At 67.8% G+C, this 14277-nt stretch carries 9 protein-coding genes; 5 read left to right on the top strand and 4 right to left on the bottom strand.

Annotated elements, in window-relative coordinates:
• Positions 1–21 precede the first annotated feature (21 nt).
• The 3 genes from ilvD to IBX18_RS29955 are packed head-to-tail and all read left to right on the top strand — an operon-like array spanning position 22 to position 5035.
• Positions 22–1728: a dihydroxy-acid dehydratase gene (ilvD, locus tag IBX18_RS29965; protein ID WP_147130440.1), complete on the top strand. Its 1707-nt coding sequence runs from the start codon at positions 22–24 to the stop codon at positions 1726–1728.
• A gap of 53 nt (positions 1729–1781) precedes the next feature.
• Positions 1782–3290, top strand: coding sequence for an aldehyde dehydrogenase family protein (locus tag IBX18_RS29960; RefSeq protein WP_194836841.1), 1509 nt, complete (start codon positions 1782–1784; stop codon positions 3288–3290).
• 38 nt (positions 3291–3328) lie between these two features.
• Entirely contained in the window at positions 3329–5035 is a 1707-nt protein-coding gene (locus IBX18_RS29955; RefSeq protein WP_194836840.1) for a DUF885 domain-containing protein, read from the top strand.
• A gap of 18 nt (positions 5036–5053) precedes the next feature.
• Here IBX18_RS29955 and IBX18_RS29950 read toward each other — a convergent pair whose 3' ends face one another.
• The 3 genes from IBX18_RS29950 to IBX18_RS29940 all read right to left on the bottom strand — a co-directional run bounded on the left by IBX18_RS29950 (position 5054) and on the right by IBX18_RS29940 (position 11554).
• Positions 5054–9472 (bottom strand): MupA/Atu3671 family FMN-dependent luciferase-like monooxygenase, encoded by a 4419-nt coding sequence (locus IBX18_RS29950; RefSeq protein WP_194836839.1) that lies wholly within the window; start codon positions 9470–9472, stop codon positions 5054–5056.
• A gap of 451 nt (positions 9473–9923) precedes the next feature.
• Positions 9924–11297 (bottom strand): phosphatase PAP2 family protein, encoded by a 1374-nt coding sequence (locus IBX18_RS29945; protein ID WP_194836838.1) that lies wholly within the window; start codon positions 11295–11297, stop codon positions 9924–9926.
• A gap of 83 nt (positions 11298–11380) precedes the next feature.
• Positions 11381–11554 carry a hypothetical protein gene (locus tag IBX18_RS29940; RefSeq protein WP_194836837.1) on the bottom strand — a complete coding sequence of 58 codons (174 nt, stop codon included), beginning with the start codon at positions 11552–11554 and terminating at the stop codon, positions 11381–11383.
• Positions 11555–11644: 90 nt separating this feature from the next.
• Here IBX18_RS29940 and IBX18_RS29935 point away from each other — a divergent pair, with 90 nt between their 5' ends.
• Positions 11645–12157, top strand: coding sequence for a hypothetical protein (locus tag IBX18_RS29935; protein WP_194836836.1), 513 nt, complete (start codon positions 11645–11647; stop codon positions 12155–12157).
• 6 nt (positions 12158–12163) lie between these two features.
• Here IBX18_RS29935 and IBX18_RS29930 read toward each other — a convergent pair whose 3' ends face one another.
• Positions 12164–12922, bottom strand: coding sequence for a DeoR/GlpR family DNA-binding transcription regulator (locus tag IBX18_RS29930; RefSeq protein ID WP_194836835.1), 759 nt, complete (start codon positions 12920–12922; stop codon positions 12164–12166).
• Positions 12923–12996: 74 nt separating this feature from the next.
• Here IBX18_RS29930 and IBX18_RS29925 point away from each other — a divergent pair, with 74 nt between their 5' ends.
• A complete protein-coding gene (locus IBX18_RS29925) occupies positions 12997–14202 on the top strand; it encodes an MFS transporter (RefSeq protein ID WP_194836834.1) in 1206 nt (401 codons plus the stop codon).
• Positions 14203–14277 lie beyond the last annotated feature (75 nt).

The following is a 14277-nucleotide window of genomic DNA, read 5'->3' as shown; positions in this document are numbered from 1 at the left end:
GGGAGAGGATGATGGGGGATCGTGTCCACTGATCCGAACGCCCCCGATATCAAGCCACGTAGCCGCGACGTCACCGACGGCCTCGAGAAAACCGCTGCTCGCGGCATGTTGCGCGCGGTCGGGATGGGCGACGACGACTGGGAGAAGCCGCAGATCGGGGTGGCGTCCTCGTGGAACGAGATCACCCCGTGCAATCTGTCGCTGGATCGGCTCGCCCGAGCCTCCAAGGACGGTGTGTTCGCCGGCGGCGGCTATCCGATGCAGTTCGGCACCATCTCCGTCTCCGACGGCATCTCCATGGGCCACGAGGGGATGCACTTCTCGCTGGTGTCGCGTGAGGTGATCGCGGACAGCGTCGAGACGGTGATGCAAGCCGAGCGGCTCGACGGTTCCGTGCTGCTCGCGGGCTGCGACAAATCGCTGCCGGGCATGCTGATGGCGGCCGCCCGGCTGGACCTGGCGAGTGTGTTCCTCTACGCCGGTTCGATCCTGCCCGGCATCGCGAAGATGTCCGACGGCACCGAGCGCGAGGTGACCATCATCGACGCGTTCGAGGCGGTCGGCGCCTGCTCGCGCGGGCTGATGAGCCGCGAGGACGTGGACGCCATCGAGCGGGCCATCTGTCCCGGCGAAGGCGCCTGCGGCGGTATGTACACCGCCAACACCATGGCCAGTGCGGCCGAGGCGCTCGGCATGTCGCTGCCGGGCAGCGCGGCACCGCCCGCGACCGACCGCCGCCGCGACGGCTACGCCAGGCGCAGCGGTGAAGCGGTGGTCGAACTGCTGCGGCGCGGCATCACGACCTCCGACATCCTGACCATGGAGGCGTTCGAGAACGCCATCGCCGTGGTGATGGCGTTCGGTGGTTCCACCAATGCCGTGCTGCACCTGCTCGCGATCGCGCACGAGGCGAACGTCGACCTGAAACTGGCGGATTTCGCGCGCATCGGCCGTCGCGTGCCGCACCTCGCTGACGTGAAACCCTTCGGCCAGCATGTGATGACGGACGTGGACCGGGTCGGCGGCGTGCCGGTGATGATGAAGGCACTGCTCGATGCCGGTCTGCTGCACGGGGATTGCCTGACCGTGACCGGGCGGACGGTCGCGGAGAACCTCGCCGAGATCGCACCGCCGGACCCCGACGGCAAGGTGGTGCGCGCGATGACCTCGCCGATCCACCCGACCGGTGGCATCACCATTCTCGAAGGCTCGCTCGCGCCCGGCGGCGCCGTGGTCAAGTCGGCGGGCTTCGACTCCGATGTATTCACCGGCACCGCAAGGGTTTTCGACCGTGAGCGGGCGGCGATGGACGCGCTCGAGGACGGCACCATCGCGGCGGGCGATGTGGTGGTCATCCGCTACGAGGGTCCCAAGGGCGGTCCGGGCATGCGCGAGATGCTGGCGATCACCGCGGCGATCAAGGGCGCCGGTCTCGGCAAGGACGTGCTGCTGCTCACCGATGGGCGGTTCTCCGGTGGCACCACCGGACTGTGCGTCGGACACGTGGCACCGGAGGCGGTGGACGGCGGTCCGATCGCGTTCGTGCGCGACGGCGATCAGATCCGGCTCGATGTCGGCGCGGGCACACTGGACCTGCTCGTCGAGGCCGACGAGCTCGCGCGCCGTGGCGAGGGCTGGGCTCCGTTGCCGCCCCGCTACACCCGCGGCGTGCTCGCCAAGTATTCGAAGCTGGTCGGGTCGGCGTCCTACGGTGCGGTCTGCGGCTGAGCCCCCTCGACTGACGTCTTTCGCACAACCGAGCGGTCGATAACACTGCGAGAGTGATCGAGAGACAGTCCGAGGTGGCGGTCGAGGGTTTCACCGCCGCGGTCGGGGAGCGCTTCACGTCGTTCGATCCGGCCGGCGGCGCGGTGATCGGCACCTATCCGGTCCACTCCGCCGCCGAGGTCGGTGCGGCGGTCCGGCGGGCCCGCGCGGCGCAGGCGTCGTGGGCCGACGCCGGGTTCGACGAGCGCAGGCGGGTACTGACCGCGTGGCGGTCGGCGCTGCTCCGGCGTCGCGCCGAGCTGGAAGATCTCGTGCACGCGGAGAACGGAAAATCGCGGGCGGACGCGACGATCGAGGTGATCGTCGCGGTCCAGCACATCGACTGGGCCGCCAAGCACGCGCGCAAGGTGCTCGGCCCGCGGCGCGTGGCGTCCGGGCCGTTCATGGTGAATCAGGCGGCCTGGCTGGAGTATCGGCCGCTCGGGGTGATCGGCATCCTGGGGCCGTGGGACTTTCCCGTCTTCGGTCCGGTCGGGACGGCCGCCTACGCGCTCGCCGGCGGAAATACCGTGGTGCTCAAGCACAGTGAGTACACGCCGGGGATCGGGGAGTGGCTGGCCGAGAGTTTCGGTCGCGTCGCCGGGGACGATCGGCTGTTCCAGACGGTGACCGGCGCCGACGCGACCGGGGAGGCGCTGTGCCGGTCCGGTGTCGACAAGATCAGTTTCACCGGGTCGTTGCCCACCGCGCGAAAAGTGCTGGCCGCCTGCGCCGAAACGCTCACTCCCGTGCTGGTCGACGCCGGTGCTTCGGACGCGCTGTTAGTCGACGCGGATGCCGATCTGGCAGCGGCGGCCGACGCCGCGGTGTGGGGCGCGATGAGCAATGCCGGGCAGGTGTGTATCTCGGTGGAGCGAGCGTATGTCCACGAGCGGGTTTACGAAGCGTTCGTAGACAAGGTTGTTGCGATTGCCGGTAATCTGAAAGCCGGTGCGGGACAACCGATCGGGCCGATCACCATGCCAGAACAGGTGGAGGTCGTCCGGCAGCACATCGCCGACGCCGTGGAGCGCGGTGGCCGTGCGCTGGTCGGCGGACTCGACGGGATCGGTGAGCGCTACATTCAGCCGACCGTGTTGGTGGATGTGCCGGAAGACGCTCTGGTCGTCCAGGCGGAGACCTTCGGGCCGGTGCTGGTCGTCACCGAGGTCGCCGACATGGACGAGGCGCTGGCCAAGACCAACGCCACCGGATTCGGCCTCGGCGGTGCGGTATTCGCGCGTGCCCGCGGCATGGACATCGCCCGGCGCATGCGGTCCGGGATGACGTCGGTGAACTCGGTGGTCGCCTATGCCGGTGTGCCCGCGCTCCCGTACGGCGGTGTGGGGAACTCGGGTTTCGGCCGCATCCACGGTCCGGACGGGTTGCGCGAGTGGACCGCTGCCAAAGCCATTACTCGTCAGCGGTTTTCGAGCCCGGTGCGGACGACGACGTTCACGCGTCGCCCGCTGGACAATCGCCTGCTGGCCGCACTGGCCCGAGTGCTCTACGGTCGCGGTTGACCTTGTCATGAGCGCCTGTTTCGAGCAGAGTCGATGAAATGGACGAGAACACAATCGATTCGACTCCCAGGCGTACCGCGCGCGGCATCGCGGACGCGTATGTCGACGCCCTGGCTCAGCACAATCCGCTGGTCGCGGCTCGCCTGGGGCGTCACCCCGAAGACGATCGTCTCCCCGATCTTTCCCCGGCCGGTCTCGACGCGACCGCCGCACTCGCCCGCACCACTCTGGCCGAGCTCGACGCCGCCGAGCCATCCGGCGGCTTTACCGACGCGGTCGAACGGCGCTGTGCCAAGCTGCTGCGCGAGCGTCTGACGGCTGAGCTGGCGGTGCACGACGCAGGCGAACATTTCCGTGCGATCCGCAACCTGGCATCGCCGGTGCACGAGCTGCGCGAATTGTTCACCCTGCTGCCGACCGACACCGAGGCGCAGTGGCAGGCCGTCGGCCGCCGACTGCGCCGCGTGCCGACCGCGGTGGGCCAGTATCGGTCCACCCTGAGCGAAGGCATCGATCGCGGTCTGCAAGCCGCACCTCGGCAGGTCAGCACCGTGGTGCAGCAATTGGGCGAGTGGGTGGGGGACGAGCCGGGGGGCTGGTTCGGCGAATTCGTCGGCGCGGCCCCGGAATCGGTACGCGCCGAATTGGCTTCGGCCGCAGTCGAAGCCACGGCCGCGGTGTCGGAACTGCGTGACTGGCTGCGAGATGTCTACGGCCCCAAGGCCGTCGGCGTTCCGGACACGGTGGGCCGGGAGCGCTATAAGCGTTGGGCCCGCTATTGGAACGGCGCCGATCTCGACCTCGACGAGGCCTACCACTGGGCGTGGGAGCAATTCCACGAGGTCGACGCCCAGATGCGGGCCGAGGCGGACAAGGTGCTGCCTGGCTCGACTCCGATGGAAGCCATGCACTGGCTGGAGGAGGAAGGTCAGGCGCTCGACGGTGCGGAGAACGCCCGCCGCTTCCTCCAGGATCTGATCGACAAAGCCATCAACGATCTACAAGGCACCCACTTCGACCTCGCCGAACCATTGCTGCGGGTCGAGTCGATGATCGCGCCGCCAGGCAGTGCGGCCGCGCCGTACTACACCGAGCCCTCCCTCGACTTCACCCGCCCGGGCCGCACCTGGCTACCCACGCTCGGCCGCACCCGAATCCCGGTCTGGAGCCTGGTCTCCACCTGGTACCACGAGGGCGTCCCCGGCCACCACCTCCAACTCGCGCAATGGATCTACGTAGCCGACCAACTCTCGGTCTATCAGGTCACCGTCGGCAACGTGAGTGCCAATTCGGAAGGCTGGGCCCTGTACGCAGAGCGCCTGATGGACGAACTCGGCTACCTCACCGACTCCGGCCACCGCCTCGGCTACCTCAACGTGCAAATGCTGCGCGTCCTCCGCGTAATCCTCGACATCGGCCTGCACGTCGGCCTCGCCTACCCACCCGACTCCCCCTACCGCCCCGGCGAGCCGATGGAACCCGGCAACGCCAGAGAATTCTTCGGCCGCTACTTCGGACAAACCGACGACTACCTCGACAGCGAATTCACCCGCTACCTCGGCTGGCCAGGCCAAGCCATCGGCTACAAACTCGGCGAACGCGCCTGGCTCCGCGGCCGCGCCGCCGCCGCAGCCGCCGCCGAAGCCCGCGGCGAAACCTTCGACCTGAAAGCCTGGCACATGGTCGCCTTGTCCCAAGGCTCCCTCGGCCTAGACGACCTCGTCACCGAACTCGCCGCGCTGTAAGAGTCCGCTCGGCCGCAGCTAATCGCCGATAATGCCCAGTTCGCGGCCGACCTTGGCGAAGATCGCGAGGGCGCGGTCGAGGTGGTGGGGTTCGTGGACGGCGGTGACGGTGGTGCGGATCATGGCGCGGTTGGCGGGGACTGCGGGGGCGAGGACGCAGTTGGCGTAGATGCCGTCGTCGAGTAGGTGTTTGGCGAAGAGGAGGCATTGGAGTTCGTCGCCGATGAATACCGGGACGATCGTGGTGCGTGAGGTGCCCGTGTCGAAGCCCAACTCGGACAGGCCTTTTCGCCAGTGTGCGGAGAGTTCGCGGAGTTTCGTCATGCGGGTTGGTTCGGCTTCGAGGATGTCGAGGGCGGCGGCTGCGGCGGCGACCGCGGGGGGCGGTATGGAGGCCGAGAAAAGTTGGGAGCGGCCGTAATAGCGCACCCAGTCCATCAGGTCGTGCGGGCCGGCCAGCCAGCCGCCTACGGAGGCGAGGCTTTTGGAGAAAGTGCCGGTGAGGATGTCGGCGGTGCCGGGGAGGCCTAGTTCCTCCTCGACGCCGCGACCGGTCAGTCCGATCATGCCGAGGCCGTGGGCGTCGTCGACGGCCAGGGGTACGTTGTGGCGGTCGCAGACGTCGCGAATCTCGGCGAGGCGGGCGATGTCACCAGACATCGAGTACACGCCGTCGACCATGACCATGGCGGGGAGTCCGCCCAGCTCGGTGCGGAGCCTGCGGTCGAGGTCGGCGATGTCGTTGTGCCGGAACTGGATCAGCCTGCACCCGCCGATGGCGGCGCCGTCGTAGATGGAGGCGTGGCATTCCTCGTCGACCACCAGCACGGTGCCCGCGCCCATGAAGGCCGACAGGAAGCCGAGATTGGCCTGATAGCCGGTGGTGAACAGCAGTGCGTCCGGGCGGCCGAGGAAGCTGGCGAGCTTGCGTTCGAGGGCACCGTGCGCCGGGGTCGACCCGTTCATCAGGCGGGAACCGGTGACACTCGGGCCGTCCTGGAGTGCCGCGTTCGCGGTTGCCTGCCTGACCCGTGGGTCCGCCGTGAGGCCGAGATAGTTGTTGGAGCCGAGCATGATCAGCTCACGGCCTTCGTAGCGGGAGGTGGCGCCGTCGGAGTCGCTCAGGTCCGGATAGAACGGCAACAGGTCGGCCTCGCGCAATCGGCGCGCGAGGTCGAAATCGCGGGCCTTGGCGAGGACGCCGCCGCTGTTGCGGTGGGCCAAGGCGTGCCGGTTGCGGATGGACTCGCCGAGGTCTTGCTGCTGCGTCGGGCTGGGTGGTGTGGTCGCGTGGTGGGGCTGGATTGGCGTGTGGCCGCGCAGGTTCGGCATGGGGGCCAGTTGGTTCGGCGTGTGACCGGGCTGGCTCAGCGCCATGGGGGACTGGATCGCTGTGGCGTCAGGCTGGTTCGGCGTGGTGGGCCGGATCGGCATGGCACCGGAACGCTTCGGGGTGGTGGGCTGAGTTGTGCTGGCGGACCACCGCTTTCGCAACTCGGCGAGATGACGCAGCCCGCCGAGCACCTGCGCCTGGTCGACTCCGAAATCGACCAGGCAGGCGATCTCGTTCACCCCTGCCGCGGCCAGTTCGTCGATCAGTTCGGCAGCACGGTCCGGTGTGCCCAGCAGAGCGCTGGTGTGGAAGTACCGGGCAAACGCATAGTCGAGCACGCGATCCTGCTCGGCCTCGCTCAGATTGTTCAACGGTTCCGCGCCGCGCCGCCACAGGTCGACCGAGTCGCGAAGGTAGTCCTTGAACGGCTGTTCGACCACCTGCCTGGCTGTCTGCTCGTCGGGGTCCAGGAAGGTGTGCAGCATCAGGGTGACATGGCCGGCCTGCGGATCGTGCCCATGCGCCGCACGGGCTTTGCGATAGGCCTCGATCTTGGTGCGCAACTCGTCGACATCCTGGAACAGCAGCGCGGTGAGCACATTGGCGCCGAGCTCTCCGGCCTGCTCGAAGCGGCCGATCCCGCCGCTGCAGGTGATCCACAGCGGCAATTCGGGCTGGATGGGCGGCGGGAAGGTCCGAACCTCGATCTGCTCGCCCTTGCCATTGGGCAGGGTGAGCGCTTCACGCCGCCACAGCCGCCGGACCTTGTCCGCACCGGACAGCATCACCTGCTCGCGGTCCGGGTAATCCGCTGCGGCCAAGACGAAGTCGTCGGGATTCCACCCGGTGGCGAACGCGATGTCGACGCGACCACCGGAGAGATTGTCGACCACGGACCAGTCCTCGGCGACGCGCACCGGATCGTGCAGCGGCAGTACGACACTGCCCGCGCGGATCCGAATCCGCTTCGTGGTCCGCGCAAGCACCCCGCCCAGCACCGCTGGGTTGGGGAACAGCCCACCGAACCGGTGGAAGTGCCGCTCCGGCAACCACACCGCACGGAAGTCGTGCTCGTCGGCGAAGGAAGCGCAGTCGAGGAACAGACCGTATCGGTTCGCGTTGTCCGGGTCCGCATCGCTGGCGAAGAAGAACAGACTGAATTCGACCGGAGCGCTGGATATCCGTGCGCGACTATAAGGTTCGGGCATCGGCCCCTCACCCGAAACCTCGCCGACGAGCTCAGCCGCCAGGCCGGCCAAGGTCAGCCCCTCGAACAACCGCTCCGCTGAGACCGGATAGCCGAACTCACGCTCGACATAACTGCCGAACTCGCTGGCCTTCACCGAATCCAGCCCCAGCGCGGTCATCGGCTTCTCGGCCTCCAATGCCGCAGGCTCGACACCCATTTGGTTCGCCATCCACCGGGTGAGTTGGTCGAGCACAGAAGAAGACTCTGCCGCAACGTTTTCGGGTTCACCGAGGAACATCTCTTTGGCTTTCAGCCGCTGCACCTTGCCGCTGGTTGTTCTCGGCAACTCGCCGGGCGAGAGGAAGACGACGCGATGGGTGTCAAGACCATAGGCCTGCGAGATCGTATGCCGGATAGAGGTTTCCAGCTCTGCGAGGCTCATATCGAGCTTGCCCGCGTCGACCTCCAGCAGCACCGCGAGCGCTTCATCACCGTCGACGTCGATCCCGACCGCCGCGCACCGCCCACGGCGCAGTGCCGGATGCTGTGTCTCGATAGACCATTCGACGTCCTGTGGCGCGATATTGCGCCCCCGGATGATGATCAGCTCCTTCACCCGCCCGGTCACGAAAAGCTCGTCACCGTGCAGGAACCCGAGATCCCCGGTGCGCAGATAGGTGACCGGATCGCCGGGCAGCTGGGCGTGGAACGCCTCCTCGGTCTCCGCCGGCTTGCCCCAGTACCCGCCGGCGACGCTCGGCCCGGCCAGCCAGATCTCGCCGATTTCACCGGGTTCGAGGCGGGTGTGCCCGTCCAGATCGGCGATGATCGCGCTGCCACCCGAGACCACCCCGCAGCTGACCACATCGCGCCCGGCGAGCTGCGTCGACCGCACCCCCGCACCTCGCGGGGTCACGCTGACGAACAGGGTCGACTCGGCCAAACCGTACCCGGGCAGCAGGCTCTCCGGCCGGAATCCGGCCGGTGCGAAATGGTCGGCGAAGCGTTGCAGAGCACGGGGATTGATCGGTTCGGCGGCGACGAACGCGACCTCCCACCGGCTCAGATCCAGCGTCGCGACGTCGTCGGGAGATACCCGCCGAACGCTGTAGTCGTAGCAGACATTGGGCCCGCCGCTGGTGGTCCCGCCGTGCTCGGAGATGGCACGCAACCAGGTGAGCGGGTCGCGGATGAAGGCTTCCGGCGACATCAGTACCACCGGGAAGCCCGCGTAGAGCGGCTCCAACAGCCCACCGATGAGCCCCATGTCGTGGTGCGCGGGCAACCAGATGACGCCCTTGCTCTCCGGGGTATGCCCGAACGCGTCCTCGATCAGGGCGAGATTGTGTGTCAGGTTCGCGTGGCTCACCATGACCCCGCGTGGGGCGCGCGTCGAACCGGATGTGTATTGCAGGAGGGCGATTTCATCGGGAGCCGGTGCTTGCGCCTGCTCCAGGATGTGGCCCGACAGTTCGTCGCTGCTGAGCCAGACCAGCCGGGCCAGCGGCGGGTACTCCGCGCTCGCCGCGCGCAACTGATCCAGTACCGCGCGCGGTGCCAGGATCGCCGACGGCGCACAATCCAGCGCCAACGCCGCGAACGCCGACATATCCGAGAAAACAGCGCCGGGTTGATGATTCGCGACCGGAACCGGAATTCGCCCCGCCAATATGCAAGCAAAGAACGACGTCAGAAATTGTGGCCCGAATACCGAAACAACCAGCACCCGGTCTCCCGGCGCACCGACCGCCTGCACCTTCGTCGCGAGATCCGCCGCCGCGGTGTACACCTCGCGATAGGTGAGCGTCTGCGCGTCACCGCCGTCGGACAGATACGTATAAGCCGTCCGATCAGGCGTTTCCGCCGCCCGATCGCCCAGTATCCCCAGCAAAGTCGTCCCACGCTGCCCGGCCACAGCACCTCCAACCCCGCAACCGTGGGCATAGGCGGCGCACCGACCAGCGGCGCACAGGTCTCACGATCACTCGTCTCGACTCGACACAATCCACGACAAGTGAACGTGCACGCCTGCACCCGGACAAGCCCTCAGAACATCGGGCACCAGAACCCGGGCGGGGCGTCAGCGGGCAATCCGGTGCGGACGAATGCCGCCACCGTCGATGCGTGCCCGCATACCAGCGTGTTCAATTCACCAGCCGGGGTTTCCCCGCACCGGGATGTTCACGAAACTCGGCCGATTCGGATCCAGCTGCACATGCTGCGGCTTCAGCCCGGTGTCGAGCAGCATCGGCAGGAATACGCTAGCGCGCCGATCAGTCTCGAATCGGATCCACAAGAAGGTCTGATGAATACGCGACGGGCTCCACCGCAGGCTTTACCACAGCGGAGCCCATCGCTCATTCAGCTCAGCGCACCACCGAACTTTCGACCGCAGCGGATTCGCCTTCCGGCGCTTGCGCTTTCCCCGGCCGGGTCGGCGCGAACCAGGTGGCGTAGAAGGTGGCGGACAGCGCGGCGAGCATGGCGAGCAAGCCGAATCCGGCGAGGAGGGGATGGGCGGCCATAGTGGGGGCCAGGTAACGGGTGGCGAGAAGGGTGGCGGCGAAGGTGGCGATACCCAAGGCGACCACACGGATTCGGTAGTGGTCCCATCCTCGATCGGGGTCGCGCAGGACGGATTCGACGGTGAGACACAATGCGGCGCCCGCGATGAGGTCGACGCCGTAGTGGGCGCCGAGCCCGAGGGTCGCGATGAGCGTGCAGACCAGCCAGAAGGCGCCGCCATAACGCAACCACCGTGGGCCACGGCGCGAGTGGATAAACAGCGACAGTGCCCACGCGGTGTGCAGCGACGGCATGCAGTTGCGCGGGGTGATGCCGTCGAACGGCATCGGCCCTACCGAAAACGGCAGCGGCGGAACGATATCCGGCCAGACGTCGGCGATCTCCAGGCCGTTGCCCTGCGGCCCGAAGGCGAGAATCGGCCCGACGATCGGGAAGATCACGTAGAAGAGCGGGCCGATCAGGCCGAGCGCCAAGAAGGTTCGCACCAGATGGTGCCGCGGCCACTCGCCGGTGGTCACATTGCGCAGCTGCCAGACGGCGACGACGATGGCCGCGACCGGAAGCTCGAAATACACCCAGCGCACCACACTCAGCGGCACCGGTCCCGCGATGTCGAGCACGTGCCCGACGAACCAGGAGGGATTGCCGAGCGCGTGGTCGGCCAGCTGCGCGTAGGGATCGAGCACCCGCGGGCAGGCCCACGCGGTGATGTCCAGCCATATCTCGCCGATCTTGGTCGCGAGGATCAGCAAGGCACCGAAAGTGATGGCGCGCAACGCCGTTCGACGTCGCTCGCCGGACCAACGCACCGCCGCGATCACCGCGAGGGCGGTGAGCACGATGGTCGGACCGTTGCCGACGGTGAACAGCCTGCCCTCGACGGCCCGGATCGCCACGAACACCACGTCGATGGCGATCGCCGCGGCCAGCGCGGTCACCCGCACGCGGGCCGTGACGCCGACGAGCGCCAGCAGGAACCCCGCCCACGAGGTGGTCGCCGACTTCGGCCTGCCCACGTAATCGCGGAACAGACTCGTCAGCGGACCGAGCGCATTGATGTGCGCGGCGATGAGCTCACCCGCCACGAGCACGAGCACCGCGGCGGCAATGCCGCACCAGATGGTCGACGGTCGAACGCGACGTTCCGGGAGCCGCGCGGCGCCCGCTTGCTCGGCGGGTGGGGGCGAACTTCCCGGCGCGTCGTGAATAAGCATTCGGACATCGTAAACACGGTGTGAACGTGGTCATGCGCCCGCGTGAACACGCGCCGCTCACGCGGACGCGGCAACCTACCGGTTCATAGCATCAGGACCAGCGCCGAGATGATGCCGAGACTGGCGGTCGCGGTCGCCCCGACCGAGTTGATGATCAGTACGGCGGCGGTGACGACCGCGCTGAGCAGTGATTCGAGTGATGCTGTGCCCCGCTCCGCACGCGGCCTGGTGGCGCGATGTGTCGTTCTCACAGTCATGGCCCCCGCCTACCCGGCGGCCTCGGGCCCAAACGGGGCACCTGGCTATCCTGACCATCGTTCAAGGCTTGTTGATCAAGGTGGGTGGCTATGCAGCGTAGGGACATCGAGTTCGCGGCTCGATGGTGGCAGTGGGCCATGGCGATACCCGCCGACCGAAATCCGGTCAGCGACGAGACCGGAGAGTTCGCGGGCGAGCAACAGCCCGCGGACGTCTGGTTTCTCGCAGGCACATTCGGCGGCAAGGTCAGCAGGAAGTGCTCGGTGCCGTTCGGTCGGCCGATCTTCTTCCCCGCCTTCAATATCCTGCAGAAGTCATCGCTGTTCGCGCGGCGGGTTCCGGTGATACCCACGGCGAGCGGGCACGCCGAGCTGAACGGCGTCTCCCTGCCGCTGCGCGAAGTCGCCAACCGCAGCCCGTTCCTGGTCGACGCGGTGCCCGACGCGCCGTTCGGTCCGGCGGGCCGCTACCGGGCGAACGCCTGGGGCCTCTGGTGCCGGCTGGACGATCTGCGCCGCGGCGACTACATCCTCACGCTCGGCGGCGAGTACGAGCCCGGTGGTTTCTGGGTCGAGGTCACCTACGATCTCGAAATCGTCTGAGGCTGTTCACACTCGCCGCACGGTGACGCCCGCGGCGGCCAGCGCGTCGGTGTCCTCGGGCGCGGCGGTGTGATCGGTGACGACGGCGTGCAAGGCCGCGGCCGGTGCGACGAAGGCGAGGGCGGTGCGCGAAAGTTTCGCACCTTCCGCCACCGCGATGACCCGGCGGGACGAGGCGATCGCGGTGCGCTTGACGGCGGCGTCGTCCAGGTCGTAGGCGGTGAGTCCGTCGGCCGCGGTCAATCCGCAGCAGCCGAGGATCGCGGTGTCGAATCGCAAGGCGGCCAGCGCCGCCAGGGTGAGCGGGCCGGTCAATGCCAGCTCGCCGGGGCGTGGCTTGCCGCCGGGTACCAGCAGTGTCAGTTGGGGTGCGTCGGTGAGGGCGTGCACCGCGTGCAACGAGAGTGGCAGCACGGTCAGGCGCCGGTGTGCCAGTGCGCGGGCGACTTCGAGGCAGGTGGTGCCGCTGTCGAGAACGACCGATTCGCTGTCGGCGATTAGGCCGGCGACCTCGGCGGCAATGCGCTGCTTGAGTTCCAAGCCCTCGTGCACGCGCATGGCGAAGGGCGGTTCGTCGCCGCGCAGCAGCAAGGTGCGCGCGCCGCCGCGATAGCGCTCGAGGATGCCCTGGCTCGCCAACGTCTCCAGGTCGCGGCGGATGGTCATCTCCGAAGCGCCGGTGCGTTCTGCTAGTTCGGCCACCCCGAGTTGGCCTGCTTCGCGCACGGCCTCGGTGATCTGCTTCAGTCGGTCTACGCTCGCCACATCTGCTATAGAACACTGATCGTGGTGGAAAATCAATCTTTCGAACATCAAATCTGTGCGTTATGTTCGAAACTATGCAGAGATCGTTGCGGGCCGCTCGACTGGCCACGTTCGCCTACTTCGCGTTGAACGGCTTCCTGATCGGGATCTGGGTCGTCCACATTCCCGCCGTCGAGCAGCGGGTCGGGATCGGGCACGCGACGCTCGGCTGGTTGTTGCTGCTGCTCGGTGCGGGAGCTTTCGCAGGCATGCGGCTGGTGGGTCCGCTCGCCGATCGCTTCGGCGCCCGCATCGTCGTCCCGGTCAGCGCGGCATTGTGCGCGGCCGCGGTTGTTCTGCCTGGCTTGTCGACGAACGCTTGGACCTTAGGGGCCGCGCTGCTCGCTCTCGGTTTCGGCAACGGCTGCTTGGACGTCGCCATGAACGCGCACGCCGTCCAGGTCGAACACGAATACCAGCGATCCGTCATGTCCGCGTTCCACGCCACCTATTCACTGGGCGGGGTACTGGCAGCACTGGTCGGTGCCAGCACGCTCAGCTGGGGTTGGAGTCCCGCGACCGCCCTAGGACTCGCTGCATTGGTCGGCCTGGTCGGTGCCGCAGCGGCCGCGCCAGCCTTGCTCCGCACCGAAACACCTTCCGCCGCCGAGGTTTCCGCGACAGGGGAGCGGCGGACGACACCCCGACGCATCTGGTTCCTCGCAGGTCTCGCCCTCCTACTGATGCTGTGCGAGGGAGTGGCCAACGACTGGAGCGCCCTGCACCTCCGCGACGTTCTCGCAGCACCCGCCGCCACCGCCGCCTTGGCCTACGGCGCCTTCGCCACCGCCATGACCGTCGGCAGACTCCTCGCCGACCGCATCGCCACCCGCTTCGGCCCCGTCGCCGTCCTACGCTACGGCTCAGCCCTGGCCGCCCTCGGCCTCCTGGCCGCCGCCCTGTCCCCCTGGATCCCCCTGGCCCTGCTCGGCTGGACCATCTTCGGCGCCGGCCTCTCCGGCTGCGTCCCCCAACTCTTCAGCGCCGCAGGCCATGCCGATCGAACCGCCGCAGGCGCCAACGTAGCCCGAGTCGCAGGCCTAGGCTACCTAGGCGTCCTAGCCGGCCCCGCCATCATCGGCCCCCTGACCCATCTAGCACCCCTCAACATCATCCTCCTTCTCCCCGTAGCCTTCTGCGTCCTAGCCGCAACCACCGCCAACGTCCTACGCCCCCAACCAACCTCAACCGCGTTGACCGCCGAAACAAAGTCCCCTGACCCATTCCAAACCACCCACTAAGCCCGGCCCTCCCGCAGAACAGCCGCACTCTTTCTCGGGATCCGCACTGCTTGCGGGGCTCCACTGCCAGTGCGG

It is taken from the genome of Nocardia sp. XZ_19_369, from assembly GCF_015355715.1.
Lineage (GTDB): Bacteria > Actinomycetota > Actinomycetes > Mycobacteriales > Mycobacteriaceae > Nocardia.
Note: the sequence above shows the minus strand (reverse complement) of the source record. Positions and strands in the feature narration are given on the sequence as shown.